The 19,594-nt window shown below is 65.7% G+C and carries 16 protein-coding genes and 1 tRNA gene; 9 read left to right on the top strand and 8 right to left on the bottom strand.

What is annotated here, in order from left to right; translation table 11 throughout:
- Positions 1-149: 149 nt before the first annotated feature.
- A tRNA-Cys gene (locus VGN68_RS11670) sits at positions 150-223 on the bottom strand.
- 251 nt (positions 224-474) lie between these two features.
- Between VGN68_RS11670 and VGN68_RS11665 the strand changes: the two genes are divergently transcribed.
- From VGN68_RS11665 to VGN68_RS11655, 3 genes are all read left to right on the top strand, one after another.
- Positions 475-1,137 (top strand): protein-L-isoaspartate O-methyltransferase, encoded by a 663-nt coding sequence (locus VGN68_RS11665; protein WP_327476822.1) that lies wholly within the window; start codon positions 475-477, stop codon positions 1,135-1,137.
- 36 nt (positions 1,138-1,173) lie between these two features.
- A complete protein-coding gene (locus tag VGN68_RS11660; RefSeq protein ID WP_327476820.1) occupies positions 1,174-2,655 on the top strand; it encodes a TolC family outer membrane protein in 1,482 nt (493 codons plus the stop codon).
- Between the two features lie 104 nt (positions 2,656-2,759).
- On the top strand, positions 2,760-3,158 hold the full coding sequence (locus tag VGN68_RS11655; protein WP_327476818.1) for a DUF2497 domain-containing protein: 399 nt from the start codon (positions 2,760-2,762) through the stop codon (positions 3,156-3,158).
- A 145-nt stretch (positions 3,159-3,303) separates the two neighbouring features.
- Here VGN68_RS11655 and nudC read toward each other — a convergent pair whose 3' ends face one another.
- Genes nudC through VGN68_RS11640 form a run of 3 tightly spaced genes read right to left on the bottom strand, consistent with a single transcriptional unit; the run spans position 3,304 to position 6,508 of the window.
- Positions 3,304-4,173 (bottom strand): NAD(+) diphosphatase, encoded by an 870-nt coding sequence (nudC, locus tag VGN68_RS11650; RefSeq protein ID WP_327476816.1) that lies wholly within the window; start codon positions 4,171-4,173, stop codon positions 3,304-3,306.
- Positions 4,173-5,459, bottom strand: coding sequence for a serine hydrolase domain-containing protein (locus VGN68_RS11645; protein ID WP_327476813.1), 1,287 nt, complete (start codon positions 5,457-5,459; stop codon positions 4,173-4,175). Before VGN68_RS11645 ends, nudC begins: the two co-directional genes overlap by 1 nt.
- Positions 5,456-6,508 carry an A/G-specific adenine glycosylase gene (locus VGN68_RS11640; protein ID WP_327476811.1) on the bottom strand — a complete coding sequence of 351 codons (1,053 nt, stop codon included), beginning with the start codon at positions 6,506-6,508 and terminating at the stop codon, positions 5,456-5,458. The genes VGN68_RS11645 and VGN68_RS11640 overlap by 4 nt, the downstream gene beginning before the upstream one ends.
- A 26-nt stretch (positions 6,509-6,534) precedes the next feature.
- Here VGN68_RS11640 and VGN68_RS11635 point away from each other — a divergent pair, with 26 nt between their 5' ends.
- From VGN68_RS11635 to smc, 4 genes are all read left to right on the top strand, one after another.
- Positions 6,535-7,110 carry a DUF721 domain-containing protein gene (locus VGN68_RS11635; protein WP_327476809.1) on the top strand — a complete coding sequence of 192 codons (576 nt, stop codon included), beginning with the start codon at positions 6,535-6,537 and terminating at the stop codon, positions 7,108-7,110.
- A gap of 17 nt (positions 7,111-7,127) precedes the next feature.
- Positions 7,128-7,844, top strand: coding sequence for a thioredoxin domain-containing protein (locus tag VGN68_RS11630; protein ID WP_327476807.1), 717 nt, complete (start codon positions 7,128-7,130; stop codon positions 7,842-7,844).
- Between the two features lie 35 nt (positions 7,845-7,879).
- Positions 7,880-8,620 carry a thioredoxin domain-containing protein gene (locus VGN68_RS11625; protein ID WP_327476805.1) on the top strand — a complete coding sequence of 247 codons (741 nt, stop codon included), beginning with the start codon at positions 7,880-7,882 and terminating at the stop codon, positions 8,618-8,620.
- A 257-nt stretch (positions 8,621-8,877) separates the two neighbouring features.
- Positions 8,878-12,321 carry a chromosome segregation protein SMC gene (gene smc, locus VGN68_RS11620; RefSeq protein ID WP_327476803.1) on the top strand — a complete coding sequence of 1,148 codons (3,444 nt, stop codon included), beginning with the start codon at positions 8,878-8,880 and terminating at the stop codon, positions 12,319-12,321.
- Here smc and ubiA read toward each other — a convergent pair whose 3' ends face one another.
- From ubiA to VGN68_RS11600, 4 genes are all read right to left on the bottom strand, one after another.
- Positions 12,322-13,230, bottom strand: a complete 909-nt coding sequence (gene ubiA / locus VGN68_RS11615; protein WP_327476801.1) for a 4-hydroxybenzoate octaprenyltransferase — start codon at positions 13,228-13,230, stop codon at positions 12,322-12,324.
- A 69-nt stretch (positions 13,231-13,299) separates the two neighbouring features.
- Positions 13,300-13,932 carry a hypothetical protein gene (locus tag VGN68_RS11610; RefSeq protein ID WP_327476799.1) on the bottom strand — a complete coding sequence of 211 codons (633 nt, stop codon included), beginning with the start codon at positions 13,930-13,932 and terminating at the stop codon, positions 13,300-13,302.
- 38 nt (positions 13,933-13,970) lie between these two features.
- Complete coding sequence (locus VGN68_RS11605; protein ID WP_327476797.1) at positions 13,971-14,573, bottom strand: TadE/TadG family type IV pilus assembly protein; 603 nt, start codon at positions 14,571-14,573, stop codon at positions 13,971-13,973.
- Entirely contained in the window at positions 14,570-16,543 is a 1,974-nt protein-coding gene (locus VGN68_RS11600) for a TadE/TadG family type IV pilus assembly protein (RefSeq protein WP_327476795.1), read from the bottom strand. Before VGN68_RS11600 ends, VGN68_RS11605 begins: the two co-directional genes overlap by 4 nt.
- Before the next feature lie 203 nt (positions 16,544-16,746).
- On the opposite strand from VGN68_RS11600, the gene VGN68_RS11595 reads away from it, so the two are divergent.
- Together VGN68_RS11595 and VGN68_RS11590 are read left to right on the top strand one after the other, a co-directional pair.
- Positions 16,747-17,496, top strand: coding sequence for a 16S rRNA (uracil(1498)-N(3))-methyltransferase (locus VGN68_RS11595; RefSeq protein ID WP_327476793.1), 750 nt, complete (start codon positions 16,747-16,749; stop codon positions 17,494-17,496).
- Positions 17,497-17,654: 158 nt separating this feature from the next.
- Positions 17,655-19,568, top strand: a complete 1,914-nt coding sequence (locus tag VGN68_RS11590; RefSeq protein ID WP_327476791.1) for a proprotein convertase P-domain-containing protein — start codon at positions 17,655-17,657, stop codon at positions 19,566-19,568.
- Positions 19,569-19,594: the final 26 nt, after the last annotated feature.

Below are 19,594 nucleotides of genomic sequence, written 5' to 3'. Positions count from 1 at the left end.
ATTTGGGGGCCTCGGCTGCCCCAAAAAAAGCCCCCAACAGCCATAATTACGGGCAATCAGGGACCATCACCGGCAATCAGTGAATGCCCCATAACTAGCAGAAAACTAGGGGTTTTTCAACCATCAGCAACCGTCTGCTGACAGGGTATTGGAGGCCCGAGCCGGAATCGAACCGGCGTGCACGGATTTGCAATCCGCTGCGTCACCACTCCGCCATCGGGCCTCATGCCAAATAACCGCATCCCTGAAGGATGGGCCGGGGGTTGGACGGCGCCGCTAGTGAGGGGGTTTCGCCGCCTTGTCAAGGATTCGCCCGCGCACCGCGCTGCGCCCATGATGCGGGGTTGGCGGCGCTGGCGTTGCCCGCTATGCGCGTCTATGCGGACAGATGCTGTATTACTATTGCAATACAGCATGGGTTGGGCTAGAGCTGCCCCGCACAGGTTCATGCCCCCAGGGAATCGGAAAAGGCTGATGGCGACCAAGTTTAGCGAAATCACCGCGGCGGACATGCGCTCTGCCATGATCGACAGCCAGCTGCGTACCAACGACGTCATCGACGCGGCGGTGGTCGGCGCGATGGCGGCGGTACCGCGCGAGGCGCATGTGCCCGCCCATCTGACGAGCGTCGCCTATATGGACCGCGCGATCGCGCTGGGCCACGGCCGCGCGCTCAACCCACCGCTGGTCACCGGTCGGATGCTGGTGGCCGCCGCGATCCGCCCCGGCCAGCGCGTGCTGCTGATCGGCAGCGCGACCGGCTATACTGCGGCGCTGCTCGCGCGGCTCGGCGCCGAAGTTCATGCGGTCGAGGAACAGGCTGAACTGATGGCGATCGCGCAGTCGGCGACCGCCGACGCCAATATCCATTGGGTCGCCGGACCTCTAAGCGCGGGCGCGCCGAGCGCCGCGCCGTTCGAACGCATCCTGGTCGAAGGCGCGATTGAAACGCTGCCAGACGCGCTCACCGCGCAATTGGCCGAAGGCGGCCGCCTGGTCGCCGCGCGTCCCGACGGCGCGGTGACGCGGCTGGTCCAGGGGGTCAAGGCGGGCGATGCGATCACGCTGCGCAGCTTTGCCGACATGGACGTCGCGCCGCTGCCCGGCTTTGCCGCGCCGGCGGGCTTTACATTCTAAAAGCCATTTCCCTCCCTGTTTCAGGCTGACATGACGATGCTCGATACCGATAAGAAACGGCCTCTCCCCCGCGCCCGCTGGCTTGCCGGTCTGGCCGTCGGCGCCTTGACCCTGTCGTCGGCGGCGCAGGCCGAAACTTTGCAGGAGGCGCTGGCGAAGGCGTATGAAAACAACCCGACGCTGACCGCGGCGCGCGCCGGACAGCGCGCGAACGATGAAAATGTCCCAATCCAGAAAGCGAGCGGCCTGCCGAATGTTGGCGTCGGGGTCGATTATCAGGAAAATCTGGTGATCCCGGGCAACAGCTTTTTCTCGCCCAAGCGCTTCGTCAGCGTCGGCGGCCAGCTGTCGGTACCGATCTATCAAGGCGGCGCGGTACGCAACGCCGTCAAGGCCGCCAAATTTCGCGTCGAGGCGGGCCAAGCGGACCTTCGCGCGACCGAGGCGAGCATTTTTGCCCAGACCGTCGGCGCCTATATGGACGTCATCCGCGATCAGGCGATCGTCCAGCTCAACCAGAAAAATGTCGCGGTGCTGCGCACCAATTTGCAGGCGACGAGCGACCGCTTCGAAATTGGCGACCTGACCCGCACCGACGTCGCGCAATCAGAGGCGCGTCTCGCGCTCGCCGAAGGCGATCTGCGCACCGCCGAGGCGAACCTGGTCGCCAGCCGCGAATCCTACACCCGCCTGGTCGGCGAGGCGCCCGTCGATCTGGAACAGCCGCCGCAGCTGCCGAACCTGCCCGCCTCGCCCGACGAGGCGGTCGCGATCGCGCTGATCAGTAATCCCGACATCGAAGCCGCGAACCAGATCGTCAACGCCAGCCGCGCCGACATCGGCGTCGCGCGCGCCAGCCGCCTGCCCAAGCTGTCGGCGACGACCAGCGGCGGGTACAACAACAACCTGAATTCGGTGAACGATCCGACGTCCGAGAATGTCACGAAAAGCGCCTCGGCCGGATTGTCCCTGTCAATCCCGATCTTTCAGGGCGGCCGCCCGTCGGCGCAGGTGCGCCAAGCGCAGTCGCGCACCAGCCAGGCGATCGAAAATTACGTCGAGGTCGAACGCAGCGTCATCGCCCAGACCCGCGGCGCCTATGCCGCGTGGCGCGCCAATGAGCAGATCATCGCCGCGACGCAGCAAGCGGTGAGCGCCAACGGCCTGTCGCTGGAGGGCGTGCGCGCCGAAAACAGTGTCGGCACCCGGTCGATCCTCGACATTTTGAACGCCGAGCAGGAATATCTGAACACGCAGGTCCAGCTGGTGTCGGCGCAGCGCAACTCCTATGTCGCCGCCTTCTCGGTCCTCGCCGCGATGGGCAAGGCTGAGGCCCGCGATCTGGGGATCGAAGGCGGCGCGCTTTATGACCCAGAGGTCAACTACAACCGCGTCAAAGGTCAGATCTCTGACTGGGCCGACGATCCCGCGCCGCAGCAACAGGCGACCGACACCCGCGCCGTTCCCGCCGCGACCGCGAGCGTTCCGGTTGGCCCGCCCGCGCTGCCGCGACAATAAGGCTTGGCAAAACACGCCCCCAATCGGTAAGAGCATAGTTAACCATCCGGTAATCGCGATGGTTTAGGGGGTTGGTTATGGGCGATATGTCGCGGGAACCATCGATGGAAGATATCTTGTCGTCGATCAGGCGCGTGATCGCACGCGATGAAGCCCCCGGTGCCGCGCGCGAAATCCGCGTCCCCGAAGCCGACGACATTCTGGACCTCCAGGACGAAGAAGATGACAACGGCGCCGGAACCGCTGCGGCGGCTGACGAGCTGGTATCCGAAGCCAGCGCCGATGCGGCGCGCCAATCGCTCGAAGCCTTGACCGCCGCGATCGCACCCGCCGTTGCCGCCGCGACGGTTGCGGCGCCTGCCGCTGCGGGCCGCACGATGGAGGACGTCGTCCTCGACGCACTGCGCCCGATGCTGAAAGACTGGCTCGACAGCAATTTGCCGTCGCTGGTCGAGGCGATGGTGGCGAAGGAAATCAGCCGGATTACCGGGCGGCGGATTTAATCTAAACTTCCTCCCTGTGGCAAAGCCATGGGGACGTGGCAGCGCGAAGCGCTGACGGAGGGGCTTTGGCGCTACCGTCGCAAGGCCCCTCCACCATTCGCTTCGCGAACGGTCCCCCTCCCCATGCCTGCGGCACAGGGAGGATCTATCCCGCCCAATCCTCCAGCAGATAACGCGCGATCGCCAGTGGCGGCGGCGCCAGGAACGGCGCCCCCATGTCACCCGCCAGCGCGGCGCGCACCTCGGCCTTGTCGACCCACATCGCCGCCTCGATCTCGGTCGTATCGAGCGTCAGTGCCGGATCGCTGGTCACGGCGCGGCAGCCGATCATCAGCGATGACGGAAAGGGCCACGGCTGGCTCGCCACATAGGTTACGTCGGCAACGCGAATCCCCGCCTCCTCGAACAATTCGCGCGCCACCGCCTCCTCCAGCGATTCGCCGGGTTCGACGAACCCTGCCAGCGCTGAGAAAAAGCCTGGCGGAAAGCCGCCCTGCCGCCCGACCAGCACCCGCCCGTCGCACTCGGCGAGCATGATCACGACCGGATCGACACGCGGGAAATGTTCGGCGTTGCAGCTGCCGCAGCGGCGCCCCCAGCCGGCGCGAAATACGTCGGTCGGCGATCCGCACACCGCACAGAAGCGATGCCGCGCGTGCCAGTCGATCAGGCTACGCGCCCCGCCGTACAGCGCCGCTTCCGGCCCCGACAACAAGGGCAGCAGGCGCATGACGGTGCGTGAGCGCGCGTCGATGCGCCCACCCGGCGCTGCTTCGCGAACGAAATGCGGAATGCCCCCTTCGTCGAGGCCGAGCAGCAGCAGCGCGCGGTCGTCCGCGAGATCAAGCGCGTCCCAGCGCAGCCCCCCGCCCTCGCCCGGCACGAAATCGATCCCGTCGAGCGCCAGACAGCGCGCGCGCGGATCGGCGGCGGCGGCTGCGAACTTCGCGGTATCACTGCGCAGCTGGTCGGCGCGGTCCAGCCACGCCCCGGTGAAACCCAGCGGGAGCGGCATCAGGCCATCACATCCTTCATCACCGTCTCACCGAACTTTGCCTGGAACGACACGGTTTCGGGGGGCATGATCTGCGTATAGCCGCCGACGCGGTAACCAAGTTTGCGGTGGACAAATCCGATCGTTCCCGCGGCGCCCGCCCAGCCGAACAATCCCTCGCCGCCGGGTGAGCTTGGCAGTGACACCCGCCCCCCGGCGCCAAAGCCCTGGCCATCGACGAAGGTGCCCTTGCGATCGACAGCATCGCTCAGCATGTTCGACATCGCAAGGCGCGCCGTCTCGACCTTCATGACCCGTTTGCCGTCCGTCTCGCCTTCGCCCAGCAGCATCGCGAGGAAGCGGTCATAATCGCGCGCGCTCGACACCAGCCCACCCCCGCCAAAGGGATAAGGGGGCGGGTCGAGATAGATCGAGCTGGTCGCCGGGTCGAACGGGATCAACGCGCCGCCGAACGCCGCGTAATTGCTGGTGAACCGCCCGACGTCCTTGGCCTCGACCATGAAGCCGGTGCTCGTCATCCCCAGCGGATCGAACAGCCGCGCCTTCAAAAACGCGTCGAACGGCTGCCCCGACACCACCTCGATGACCCGGCCGAGCAGGTCGAGACTGATCGAATAGCTCCATTTGGTGCCGGGTTCATAAACAAGCGGCAGCGCCGCGAGTCGATCCGCCATCACCGCCAAGCTCGGCGCGGCTTTCACATCAGCAAAGCCCGGCAGCGCCATCCGGCTCGCCTGCCCCCCGACGATACCATTGTCATCATAGGCTTTTTTGATCGGGCCTTTCTGAATGATGTTGTAGCCAAGCCCCGCGGTATGGGTGAGCAGATGGCGCACCGTAATCTGTGTCTTGGCGGGGCGCAGGTCGATGATCGACCCGTCGGGGGTAACCTGCACCTGCATTTGGGCGAAAGCGGGCAGGAAATCGGCGATCGGCTGGTCGAGTTTCATCTTGCCGTCTTCGATCAGCAGCATCGCGGCGATGCCGGTCACCGGCTTGGTCATCGAATAGAGCCGCCATAATGTGTCGGGGCCGACCGGCACCGCATCGCTGATCGATTGCACCCCGGCGCCGAAAAAGTCGGCGGGCGCCTGTCCCTTGCCGATCGCGGCGAGGGTACCGGCGAGTTCGCGGCGGTCGACGAAGCCTTTGATGAAAGCGTGGGTCGCGGGGTAAAGCTGTGCGCCGCTTTCCTTCCACGCGAAGGCAGCGCGCGGCAGCAGCGCGGCACTGCCACCCAGCGCCAGACCGCCCAGCAGCGCGCGGCGCGAAACCATCATGTTCATCCGTCTCTCTCCAGCATCTTGTCGATCAGTTTGCGATAGAGCGTCGGCAGCCCCGCCGCGTCAAGGTCCGAGATCGGCCACCATATGCCTTCCGCTGCGGCATCGCGGGTTTCGGGGGGAGGTTCGCGGCGGACGAGTTTCAGCGTCAGGTCAAAATGGGTGAAGCCATGGTCGACCTCGGCGATGCCCGACTCGCTCGGGCGCGCATCGGTCCATTCGCCTCCCGGCAGCGCGCGCATCCCGCCGAGCATGCCTTTGTCGGGGCGGCGGACGAGCCACACCTGCGCGTCGCGCTCGATCCAATGCGCCAGCCCGTGGCGATGCGGCTTCGCTTTCTTGGGCGGCTTGAGCGGCAAGCGCTCGATATCGGGGCGCCCGCGCGCGCGGCAATCGGCCAGCAGCGGGCAGATTGCGCACGCGGGGCCGCGCGGGGTGCAGATAGTCGCGCCCAGATCCATCAGCGCCTGCGCAAAATCGCCCGGGCGATCCGGCGGCACCAGCGGTGCCAACGCCGCACGAATCTCGCGTTTGGCGAGCGGTAGCGGGGTTTCGATCAGGCGGTGGCGCGCGATCACACGCTCGATATTGGCATCGATGACGACCGCCGGTCGGCCAAAGGCAATCGCCGCGACCGATGCCGCGGTATAGTCACCGATCCCCGGCAGCGCGCGCAAAGCCGCCTCGCTATCGGGAAAGCGCCCATCATGCTCGGCAACCACCGCCCGCGCGCAGGCGAGCAGATTACGGGCGCGGGCGTAATAGCCGAGCCCCGCCCACGCCGCCATGACATCGGCGTCCTCCGCCGCCGCCAGATCGGCAACCGTCGGCCAGCGTTCAGTAAAGCGCGCAAAATAGGCTGCAACCGCCGCGACGGTGGTCTGCTGCAACATGACTTCGGCCAGCCAGATGCGATAGGGATCAGGCACTGCGCCGCTGCCCGGCGCGATCCGCCACGGCAGCACCCGCGCGGCGCGGTCGTACCACGCCAGCAACCGCGGCGCGAAATCGCGCGCGCTAACCTCATCGATGTCGGAAGTCTGGACGCTCACCCCCCGCCTATGGCATGGCACCCGCGATGACGAAAGACGCGGGAGACGACGGGCCGACCAAGAAGGCCAAGGCGAAAGGCGGGGCGAAAAAGCCCGCCAAGCCCGCGCCGCGCGTCTATGAACGTCCGCGCGGCGGCGAGGCGCGTATGATTTCCGACCTTGTCCCCGAAATCGGCCGCGCCGCCTTTCGCAAATTCGGTTTCATCCAAAGCTCGGTGGTCAGCCGCTGGCGCGAGATCGTCGGCGACCGGCTCGCCGATGTGACCCAGCCCGCGATGATCCGCTTTCCGGTCGGCGCGAAAGCAGGCGGCACGCTGCACCTGACGATCAGCGGCGCGCACGCCCCGATGTTGCAGCATTTCGCCCCCGACATCATCGCCGCGGTCAACCGCTTCTTTGGCTATGCCGCGGTCGCGCAGGTGCGGATGACGCATGGCCACGTCACCCCCGCCGCGCCCGTTCAGCCACCAGCCATGCTCAAACCCGTACCCGCCGAGCTGGGGGACAGCCTGCGCGACATTGGCGACCCGGAACTGCGCACCGTGCTCGAACGCATGGCGGCAGGACTGGCCGCCGCACCCAAACTTCCCCGGATCAGTTGAAGAAAGACCCGCCGACGATGGCCGCATATGACGATTCCCCGCTCGATCGCCGTACTGCGGTACTGGCATTGTCGGGCGCCGCACTGACCTTGATCGCCGCGACGCCTACCAAGGCGAAACTGTGGTCCGCGACCGTGACCACCAGCCCGATCGGTGCGCATGTCGTCGGCAACCCCGCGGCCAAAATCCGGCTGGTCGAATATTTCAGCTACACCTGCCACGTCTGCGCCGACTTCGCAAAGCTGGGCTCGGCGCCGCTCAAGACGCAGTATATCGACCGCGGGCTGGTCCTGTTCGAATATCGCAATCTGGTGCGCGACCCGTTCGACATGACGGCGGCGCTGCTCGCACGCTGTGGCGGTCCTGCCGCCTTCGCGCGCAATCATCAGGCGATTTTTGCTGCTTTCGATACGTGGACGGCCAAGGTGAAGAACGCCACCGACGCCCAGAAGACCAGCTGGTTCGAAGGCACCACTGGCCAACGCGCGCGCAAGATCGCCGCCGATACGGGCCTCACCGCGCTGATGCGCGCGCGCGGCTATACGCAGGCGCAGCTCGACGCCGCGCTCGATAGCGAGGTGGCACAGGCCGAACTCACCGGGATGACCAATATCGGACGCAGCGCCGATCGCGTCGGCGGTACCCCGACCTTTTTCATCAACGGCCGCAACGCCGAAGTCGTCGCCTGGCCGGCGCTCAAATCGAAACTCGACCTCGCGATCAAGGGATCGTAAAAGCCTGCCATCTTGTTTCCGGAGAACAGCATATCATGACCGCATCGCTTCGTACCGCCCTTCTCTCTTCGCTCGGCGCGCTCGCCTTGGCCGGTTGCGGCGGCGGCGCCAGCGACACCACCAAGGAACAGGATGTCGTCGCCAAGGTGGCGGCGCCCGCAGGCAAGAGCTGGTCGCAGGTCGTCAGCTTCGACGGCGACGGGGTGGTGATGGGCAACCCCGACGCGCCGATCAAGCTCGAAGAATTTGGCGCCTTTACCTGCGGCCATTGCGCCCAGTTCACCAAGGATTCGCACGATGAGCTGAAGCGCGATTTCGTCGACACCGGCCGTGTGTCGTACAAGCTGACCCCGTTCATGCTGCATCCGGTCGATGCCATCGCCGGAGCCATTGCAAAATGCGCCGGCCCCGACCGTTTCTTCCCGCTCGCCGACGCGACCTTCCTTGAGCATGAGGCGTTCATCGCCGGGGCGCAGAAGCCGCAGCCGGGGATCGAGGCCGCCATGCAGCTGCCCCCCGAACAGCGCTTCACCGCGCTCGCCAAGGGCTGGGGCATCGATCAATTTTACCAGCAGCGCGGCGTCCCCGCCGCGACCATCCAGGCGTGCCTGAGCAAGGTCGACAATGTGTCGGCGATCGAAAAGGGCACCAATGCCGGGGTCGAGAAATATCAGATCACCGGCACCCCGACCTTTGTGCTCAACGGCCAGGTCGTCGAAGGCATCAACACCTGGGGTCCGCTCCGCGACCGCCTGCGCACGATGGGCGCGCGCTGAAAATATGCAATGCTCCCTGCCGCGAAGCGGTGGGGAGGGGGACCGCCGCCGCAGGCGGTGGTGGAGGGGCAGCGACGCCAGCGCCAAAGCCCCTCCGTCAGCGCTTCGCGCTGCCACCTCCCCATGGCGTCGCCACAGGGAGGATCGATATCTGCCCCTTGCGACTCCCCCGCCCGCACGGCATGACGGCTGGCAGGGGGAAATGTGACAGCAGCGTTGCACCATCCGCGATTCGCTGACCTGCACGGGGCCATTCCGTGCAGATAAAACGCCTGCGCCTGACCGGTTTCAAATCCTTCGTCGAACCCACCGAACTGCGCATCGAGCCCGGGCTCACCGGCGTCGTCGGTCCCAATGGCTGCGGCAAATCGAACCTGCTGGAGGCGATCCGCTGGGTGATGGGCGAATCCAGCCCCAAATCGATGCGCGGCGGCGGCATGGAAGATGTCATCTTTGCCGGCACCGCATCGCGCCCGGCGCGAGATTTTGCCGAGGTCGCACTCCATTGCGACACCGAAGGCGCCCTCGTCGCGGGGCTGTCCGATGGCGGCGACGGCGACGACCTGGAAATCATCCGCCGTATCGAGCGCGGTACCGGCAGCGCCTATCGCGCCAATGGCCGCGACGTGCGCGCCAAGGACGTCGCGCTGATCTTTGCCGACGCGGCAACCGGCGCACACAGCCCCGCGCTGGTCAGCCAGGGCAAGATCGCCAATGTCATCGCCGCCAAACCGACCGAGCGCCGTGCGATGCTGGAAGAAGCCGCCGGGATCGCCGGGCTGCATGTCCGCCGAAAGGATGCCGAGCAGAAATTGCGCGCGACCGAAACCAACCTGACGCGGCTGTCCGAAATCACCGCCGACATGGAGGTACGCGCCAATGCACTGCGGCGGCAGGCGCGCGCGGCGGAGAAATACAAGAAGCTGAGCGATGACATCCGCATCGCCGAGGGGCGACTGATCTACGCACGCTGGCGCGATGCCGCCGCCGCCGCCGATCAGGCGCGCCGTGACTCGGATGCCGCCGAGGCGGCGGTCAAAACCGCGCAGCACGAGCTGGAAACCGTCTCTGCCGCGCAGACCGAGGTCGCCACGCGGGTCGCCGCCGCGCGCCAAGATGCGCAGGCGCAGCGCGACGCGCTGGCCGAAGCAACCGCGACGCAGGTCCGCTTGCAGGGCGAAGAGCGCGCCGCGCGTCAGCGCCTCGACGATCTGGCGGCGCAGCAGGCGCGCCTCGCCGACGACCGGGATCGCGAAGGCGAGCTGGCCCGCGAAGCGCATGGCGCGCTGACCGCGCTCGATACGGAAACCAAATCCCTGGCGCAGGCCATCGCCGCGCACGACGCGGGCAAGGCGGCGCTCGCCGACGCCAATCTCGCGGCGCAGGCGCGCCTCCGCGACGCCGAGGTTGCGCTGGCACAGGCGCGTGCCAAGGCCGCGAGCGAGGCCGCCGATCGCCGCATTGCGGTATCGGCGCGCGACAGCGCCGACGCCACGGTCCGCCGCATCGCGAGCGACAAGGTGCGGGTAGAGGCCGAAATCGCCGCGCTGGGCGACAGCGCCGCGCTCGCAGCGACCCATGCCGACAGCGTGACGGCCGCCGAAGCCTCCGAAGCCGCGATTGCCGCCGCCGAAACCGCACTGCAAAACGCCGAAGCCGACCGCGAAGCGACCGCCGCCGATCTGGCAGGCATCGAAGCCGGACTGGCCGAAGCGCGTACCACACTCGCTGCGCTCGACGGCGAAGCGGCGACACTCGAACGCGCCCTGGCCGCCGGGCGTCGCGACGAAGACCGCATCCTCGACCAGTTGCGCGTCACGCCGGGCTATGAGGCCGCGCTCGCCGCTGCTTTGGGCGATGATCTCGACGCCGGGACCGACGGCGGCGCAGCGCGCAGCTGGGGCGGCGCTGAGACGCGAGCCGACGATCCCGCGCTGCCGACCGGTACCCAGCCGCTCGCGCAATTCGTGACAGCGCCGGCCGCACTCGCGCGCCGCTTGGCGCAAGTTGCCGTCGCCGACACCGACAGCGGCCAGCCGCTCGCGGTCGGCCAGCGGCTTGTGACGACCGATGGCGTGATGCGCCGCTGGGACGGTTTTGTCGCGCGCGGCGACGGCGCCACCGCGACCGAGCGCCTGCAACGCCAGAACCGCCTCGACGCGCTGGCGGCGCAGCGCCCGCAAGTCGAGCTGGGCGTGCAGGAATTGCGCGACCGGCGCGATGCCACCGCCGCCAAAGCCGCCGAGCTGACCGAAGCCGCCGCCGCGGCGCGCAAGGCGCTGGCGCAGGCCGACGAAGCGCGTCGCACGGCGCTGCGCGCCGCCGATCAGGCGCAGGCTGCGCTCGATCGGCATCGCGATGCCACGGCGCTGTTCGACCGGCGGCTCGCCGAGATCGCTGATGCGGCAAAAGAAGCTGCCGAGGCGTTGGCCGTGCAGGAAGCGGCGCTTGCCGCGCTCCCCGATGACAGCATCGCGCGCGCCGCACTCGATGCCGAGGAACAGGTCGCCGAACGCGCGCGAGGCGACGCCAACAGCGCCCGCGAAGCCCTCGCCGCGCACGAACGCAGCCTCGCCAGCCTGAGCGAGCGGCAAGCGGTCGTAAGCGCTGAAATCAAGAGCTGGAAGGCCCGGGCGGGTGAAGCGGCGCGGCGGGTGACCGAGATGGACAAGCGCGCCGATGCGCTCACTGCCGAAGCCGCCAAGCTCGCCGACGTCCCGGCCAAGCTCGCCGAACAGCGCGCCGCCGCCGAAGCGCAGCAAGCTGCGCTGCGCGACAAGGTCGCGGCGGCGGAAGCACAGGAGCGCGCCGCAGAAGCCGCGCTGCGCGAGGCCGAAACCGCACTGAGTGCCATCCGCGAGCGTGTCGCCGCGGCGCGCGAAACCCGTGCGGGTGCGATCGCGCGATCCGAAAATGCCGAGCTGCGCCGCATCGAGATGGGCCGCCTGTCGGGCGAACGCTTTGAATGTCCACCGCCGCTGTTGCCGCAAAAGGTCGGGTTCGACGGTGAGAGCGTGTCGGACGCGACCCAAGAGTCCGCGCTGCACGACCGGCTGATCGCCGAGCGCGAACGACTCGGCCCGGTCAACCTCGTTGCCGCCGACGAACTGGTCGAACTCGACGCCGAGCGCGAAAAGAGCACCGCAGAGATCGAGGAGCTGACGCAAGCCGTCCACCGCCTGCGCGGATCGATCGGCAACCTCAACCGCGAGGGCCGCGTCCGCCTGCTCGCCGCGTTCGAGACCGTCAACGGCCATTTTCAGCGCCTGTTCACGACCCTGTTCGACGGCGGCCAGGCGCATCTCGAACTCGTCGATTCGGACGATCCGCTGGAAGCGGGGCTGGAGATCATGGCCCAGCCGCCCGGCAAGCGCCTTGGTACGCTCACCCTGCTGTCGGGTGGCGAGCAGGCGCTCACCGCAGTCGCGCTGATCTTTGGCCTGTTCCTGACCAACCCGGCGCCGATCTGCGTCCTCGACGAAGTCGATGCGCCGTTGGATGACGCGAATATCGAACGTTTCTGCGACCTGCTCGACCGCATGACGCGCGAGACCAACACGCGCTATCTGATCGTCACCCACAATGCGGTGACGATGGCGCGCATGCACCGCCTGTTCGGGGTGACGATGATCGAAAAGGGGGTCAGTCGGCTGGTGTCGGTCGATCTGGGAGCGGCGGAGGAACTGCTGGCGGCGGAGTGATCAGGGCGCCATTCCGACGACCAGCATCGCGGCAAATACCAGGAGCCCGGCAAAACGGTTGCTGCGGAACTTCGCCAGCGCATCCTCGCCATTCGTTGGATCGAGCGTCACGATCTGCCCCGTCAGATGCACTGCCGCGGGCAGCAGCGCGATCAGCACCAGCGGATCGGGCCGTACCGCCCACAACGCGCCGCCCCACCAAGCGAGTGCAAAGCCATAGCATAGCGCGACCCCGCCCTTCACATGGCGCCCCATCGCGCGCGCGCTCGACTTGACCCCGATCAGCATATCGTCCTCGATATCCTGCAATGCATAGATGGTGTCGTAACCGATCACCCACGCGATGCAGCCCGCGTAAAGCAGGGGTAGCGCCATACCGCCGCCGCCGCCGACCGCGACCCAAGCAACCAGCGCGCCCCAGCTGAACACCAGCCCCAGCCACGCCTGCGGCCACCAAGTGATGCGCTTCATGAAGGGATAACCGGCGACCAGAATGAGGCTGGCGAGCGCGACGATCTGCGCGGGCAACGGCAATTGGAGCAGCACGAGCAGGCCGACCAGCGACAGCAGCACCGCCCATAGCGCAGCATTGCGCACCGAAACCGCGCCGCTGGCGACCGGGCGCGACGCGGTGCGTGCCACTTTGGCGTCCAAGTCGCGATCGACGATGTCGTTGTAAACGCAGCCTGCGCCGCGCATCGCGATCGCGCCGAGCAGCAGCCACAAAAACAGGGGCCAATGGCTGACCGCGCCGCCACCCAGCGCCAGCCCGAAAGCGCAGGGCCAATAGAGCAGCCACCAGCCGATCGGCCGGTCGAACCGTGCGAGCAGCGCATAGGGCCGCACCGCAGCGGGCAGCAGCGCCACAAAACCACGCAGCTGGGAGTCGGGAGGATGGGTGGCGGTCATGGAGCGCGGGCGATAGCAGCCGTTGCGTCGTCGATAAATGCCCGATTGTTCGTCAGACGACGGCGTTCATCACGTGGTGCAAAGCGACGGCGTCACGCCCGCGGACGGATAGACGCGCGTCAGATCGCGTCCTTCACGAACATTATACGCGGCCTCCGACCGAATCGTCTTTGGCCCCAGCCAGCTGCCATAGGCAATCGGTTGGTAGGTGTAGGTGAGTTCAACCACCATCACCGCGGTGCCCTGAACCGCGACCACCCGCTTGCCGACGGGTCCCATGCCTGGAAATCCCGTCCCGGTGGCTCCAGTACCCGCGGGGCCATAGAGGGACTGAACCGGCAAGTCGCCATAGCAGCGCTGCCATTTGATCGTTTGGCCGCCATCGGCGTTGCGTTCCAGGCTGGACAAGACAATTCGCCCTCTCCCCCGCAGATTCAGCCCGCGCGCCTGCTCCTCGGCGCCAGTGAAAACCTCGTTGATGTCGAGTTCGCGGACCTGCGGCAGCGACATATTGGTGCCGAACGCGATTCGCGACGCATTGTCGGCAGCGCTGAGGCTGATCTGGCTGATTCGGGTGTTGACCAAGGCCAGATTGGCCATTTCGATTCCGCCAAAACCGACAAGGACCAGCAGCGGAATGCAAAAAGCCATTTCGATCAAGACGGTCGCGCGGTTGTCGCGCGCGAGCCGACGCCGCGCCATGCGGCGGACAGCCAATTTTGTCCAAAAAGGGAAAGCGGTCATGGGCATATGGGCCTGCTTGTTTCGGTGTTGTTGTTGTAGGGCTGGTTGCGCAGCACAGTGGTCGATCGGAGCGTCGTCTGGTCCGACTGACCCAGCATGCGCCAGACCGGCAACACGTTGGTGAAGGTCATGCTGACGGTATAAAGAACGACGTCTTCGGCACCGCCATTGCCCTCCAGACCACGGTCATCATCATATCTATTGTTGTTGTTCAGATCGGTGAAACACTCGTTGGCGTCGCGGACGCCGTTCGCCGGCAACTTTTCGACCCACGGCTCAGGCCTGCCGATTGCGTCATAACTTTCATAGGCTTTGCGCGAAAAGCTGACTTGTGCATCCTTGAATACCACCAGCACCTTTTCCCGGACGGACGCATCAAGGCCAGCCTGATTCAGCGCATTGCCCTCCAGCGTTGCGGCGCGGGCCGCATTGCTGACGGCGCCTTGCAGCACATGCTGGGCATAGAATTTCCAACCATAATCGATGATGCCGAGCAGCAGCAGCAAAAAGACCGGTGCGGTCAGGGCAAATTCGACCATCGCCGTGCCGCGGCGATCGCGCGCAAGGCCGCGGCGATTGATGATCAACCGGCGGATCATTGCGAAAGCCTCAGCTTGGAAATCTGCCGGGCAATCGCCTGGAACTGCTCGTTGAGCTGCGCGGCGTTATTCGCCTGATAGGCGGCGCCGGGCGACGCGCAGTTGCGCAGGTTCGTGGTCAGGCTTGTACCAAAACTGACGACCCAGATCGTGGTATTGTTGCCCCTGGCCTGCGCGCAGATCTGCTGAAAGCGGTTGGTGTGCCGGTTGACCGCATCGGTGTCGCTGGATGCCCCGATACGGCCGGTCGAGCGCTCCTCGCTCTGGAACGAGAAATTGTTGCGCGGCGCGGTCGGTTCGCCGTCGGTCATGAACACGATGTGGCGGTTGATCGGGCGGTTGTTCGGCGCGGTCGCATTATCGCCCGCCAATATGCCCGTCGGCGACAACAGCCGCGCGCCCCATACCATTCCGACGTCGTGATAGGTAAAGCCTTGTGGTCGCAAGGTTTCGATCCGGTCGATAAATGTGTCGCGATCAGCAGCGGTCATGGTGGTCAGCCGCATCGCTGGCGGTGGGCAAGCAGCTGTGTCCGAACCGCTATCCGCTTGATCGCCGAAACTGTTGACGTTCGTTATGGCATTGGATGTGGTTTCCGTCTGCGAACTGCGGCTATAGGCAAATTCCGGCAGAAACATCTGCCATTGCGTCAGCGGATCGGACGTCGGAACCAGATCGATGTTCATATCATAGGCGTCGGACGGCGCGGTACTGGTCGGACCGAACGGCTTGGTCGCGCGCTCGATGATGCAGCCATCCCAAGTGAAAGTCTCTTCGACGCCGCGCGTACCGGTCTTGAAGGTGAGCGGATTGCCATATTTGGCCGGACTGACGTCCATTTCGTCATCTTCGCTGCTATTTTTATAAGTGAAATAGCTGAACTGCTTCACCGGCGGCTGCGTCAGCGTGGAGGGCGATGTTTCGGTATAGATGTGCGGTCTGGTGCGGCGCTGGCAGCGATTGGGGTTGGAGCCGGTGTTCCAGCGATATTCATAGCGCGTGTAGGTCCAGTCCTGTTCGACGTTGGACGTGGTAATGCGGTTGCCGTTGCCATCGACATATTGGTCGGTCTGCGTGCTGCGCGCGGCGCCCGACTTGCTCGCTGTTCCACCTTCTGCCTGCGTCGGAATGCTGCAATTGGCTTGCGTGATGCCGCTTCCAAAGTTGGACCAGCCGGACCAGTTGCTGCCCGACGTGGGGTTGCCTGGATAGGTGCTGCCACTGGGCGACCCGGTCGTTGTTGTCCCGGTGCCCCACACATCGATAAAGGTCGGGAAACGCGTCGGCATTTCCACCTGGTCCGCGATCCAGCTTGGATTTTCTTCCAGCAGGATCGCGCCGACATTTACCGTGTTGCTGTAAGGGACGATGCCGAACCGCAGGCGACCATCGCCCATGTCGGCAGTGGTGAGCGTGTCAAAAAAATCGATCGACGCTGCCTGCAGCGCCTCCAAACGGGTTACGGAGTCGCCCGAATTGACGTTCCTCATCGACCCCGTCACGTCGAGCACCATCATGATGTCGGTATTGGACACTTCCAGTTTGGCGGTGCAGGTCACGGCCAGGTTGAAGTCGTCAAACCCGAATATCTTCATGATCTCGGTCGGAAGGCGGGCGGATGCCGACCCGGTGACATCCGACGCATTCAAAGCCTGCGACGAAAAGGTCACGCCGGTGCTGCCATAGGCGCCGGCGGTATAGTTGAATGCGAACATCTTGTTCGCCTCGGCCTTCGCCGCGTCCGTATAGGTGCCGCCCGCCTGCGCGCGGCGACCGGCCAGCACGCCCGCGTCACACGCCTGCTGCAGCCGCAGCTGCGCCATATAGGCGCGGCCGATGTCGATCCCGGAGCCGATCATACCGAGCACGGGTACAATGGCCGCCGCCGTCAGCATCATCGCGTTGCCGCGTTTGTCGCGCAACAGACTGTTGGTACCCAGCCGCAGTCGGCTGAAAACGGTCCCTCGCATGGTCTAACCCCTCTTGGTCCAGACACGCGGCCCACTACAGATGCGTGGCTGGTAGTTCGCACTAGGGCGGAACTGCTTACCAAATCGCTAATCGGAGGCCGCGGGATATGCCGCCGAATGGCGGTATTTGACCCGGATCGGGACAAGTTGGCGCGCTGCACGCGGCGGCTGTGCAAAATGTCGGCGTCTGCTATCGCTGAACCATGCCCGCAACGCCCGCCTGGCCGCCCGCCAGCACGCCCCGCCTGTTTGTCGATATGCCGCTGGCGGTCGATGCCGGGCCGACGATCGACGGTCCCGCCGCCCATTATCTGCTGAATGTCATGCGGTTGAAAATCGGTGCGCCGATCCTGTTGTTCGACAACCGCAGCGGCGAATGGCTGGCCAGCGTCGCCGATGCAGGGAAACGATCGCTCACCGTCCGTATCGACCATCAGACGCGGTCGATCGAACGCGTTCCCGACCTTTGGCTGTGTTTCGCGCCGGTCAAAAAAGCCCGGCTCGACTGGATCATCGAAAAGGCGACCGAGCTGGGCGTCGCGCGATTACAGCCGGTGATTACCGAACGCACGATCGTCGAACGCGTCAAGCGCGAGCGGTTGGAGGCGCAGATTGTCGAGGCATGTGAGCAATGCGGTCGCACCGCGCTGCCGGTGCTGGGCGAACCGATCAAATTGGCGCAGTTGCTGGCCGATTGGCCCGCCGACCGCGCCTTGCTGTTTGCCGACGAAGCGGGCGGCGTCCCGCTGTCCGCCGTGGACGCGCCCGCCCCCGCCGCAATCCTGACCGGCCCCGAGGGCGGCTTTACAGCGCGCGAGCGTGACCTGTTGCTCGCCACCTCAGAGGTGCGCCGTATCGCGCTTGGTCCGCGCATCCTGCGCGCCGAGACGGCAGCGATTGCCGCCATCGGCTTGTGGATGGCGCAGCATGGTGATTGGACGGACGGCGCCTGAACGCGCGAAGCTGTTCCGTTCCCGGACAGATTTCGATCCAAGTCCCCGATTTTAACCGCATATTAGCTGTGCATGGGCATAGCGGCCCGATGCAACGGCAGGACCAGAGCCGATCTTGCTGGCGTGGGGGCCAGTATGCGCAGCTTATACGAACCTTGGTGGCGTTCGTCGGGCTGGCGCTGACGCTCGTCGCCAATCCGGCGGTGGCGCAGACGACCACGACCTATAGCAACACCATCACCGGCACGATTAGCGAGACCGCGACCACCTGTACCAGTCCGATGGTGCGCAATTTCACCGTCGCCGCGAACGCACAGATCAGCGACGTGAACATCGGGGTGCAATTCAGCCACAGCTATCGCGGCGACATTCGGGCGACTTTGGTGTCGCCGACCGGCACGGTGGTCAATCTGATCACCAATGTCGGCACGTCGGCTGACCATCTGAACGTCCTGTTCGACGACAGCGCCGCGACGAGCATAACCACCCACACCGCAAACGATAATACCACCGCCGCGCCGCCCTATCAACGGACCTTTAGCCCGGAGGGCTCGCTCGCGAGTTTCAACGGCCAAGGGTCTGCCGGCATATGGCAGCTGACCATCTGCGATTCGCTGAACGGCGACACCGGAAATTTCACCCGCAGCGACCTGACGCTGGCAACGGTGCCCATCGCGCCATCGGCCGATCTGTCGCTGACCAAATCGGTGAGCAACGCCGCGCCTGCCGTGGGCGCCAGCATCAACTATGTGCTGAGCGTCACCAACGCCAGCGGATCGGCACTGACCGCGAGCGGGGTGACGGTGCAGGATGTGCTGCCCGCCGGTTTCGCTTTCACCGGCGCCTCAGGGTTCGGCAGCTATAACAGCACCACCGGAGTCTGGACGGTCGGCAGCATCCCGCCCGGCACCACCCGCACCCTGACGATCACCGGCACCGTTACCGCGACCGCAGGTGCAACAATCACCAATGTCGCCGAAGTCAGCGCCTCATCGGCGTTCGATTTCGATTCGACCCCCGGCAATGGCGCGGCGGGCGAGGACGACTATGACACCGCCAGCTTCACCGTAACGGGAACCCGCGTCGCCGGGACGCCGCCGACCCTCGTCTGCCCGGTCGGCAGCACGGTGCATGATTGGGACGGCGTCAGCTGGGCCGCAGGATCGACCAGCGGCACCTATGCATTGACCGCGATTGGCACGCTGAATTTCAATATCGGGATCAGCGGCGGGGTATTTCTGAATAACGCCACCTATGGCGGTCAGTCGCCGACACGGCAGAATATCGTCACCGGCGGCCTGTCCCCAGCACAATTTTCGATCTTCCAGATCGCCGACTTCGCCAGCCAGTCGGGCGCGATCACCACGACGATGACCTTGCCGACGGCGGTCCCCGGTGCCCAGTTCCGGGTTTTCGACATCGACTATGCCGCGGGCCAGTTCGCCGACCGGCTGACCGTGACCGGCAGCTTCAATGGCGCGCCGGTCACGCCGACGCTGACCAACGGGATCAGTAATTATGTCATCGGCAACAGCGCCTATGGCGACGTGACCTCGGCCGACAACAGCGCCAACGGCAATGTCGTCGTCACCTTTGCGACGCCGGTCGATACGATCGTCATCACCTATGGCAGCCATGGCTTGGCGCCCGCCGATCCGGGGCAGCAAGGCGCCGCGATCCACGACATGACCTTCTGTCGTCCGACCGCCAATCTGACGATCGCCAAGACCAGCAGCGTCATCAGCGATCCGACCAACGGCACCACCGATCCCAAGGCGACCCCCGGCGCGACGATGCGCTATTGCATCCTCGTCACCAACAATGGCAGCGGCACCGCGACCGCGATCAACGTCGCCGATGCGCTGCCCGCGACAACGGCCTTTGTCCCCGGTTCGCTACGCAGCGGCACGACCTGCGCAGGGGCGGCGACGGTCGAGGACGACAATGCCAGCGGTGCCGACGAAAGCGACCCCTTCGGCGCATCGATCACCGGCACCACCGTGGCTGCCACCGCGCCGACGCTGGCACCCGCAACCGCGCTCGCGATCATCTTCAACGTGACGATCAACTGATGCCGCGCCCTTGTCGATTCCGGTGC

The sequence above is a fragment of the Sphingopyxis sp. genome (assembly GCF_035998965.1).
GTDB lineage: Bacteria > Pseudomonadota > Alphaproteobacteria > Sphingomonadales > Sphingomonadaceae > Sphingopyxis.
The sequence above is the reverse complement of the archived record's forward strand: the minus strand, read 5'-3'. Positions and strand labels throughout refer to the sequence as shown.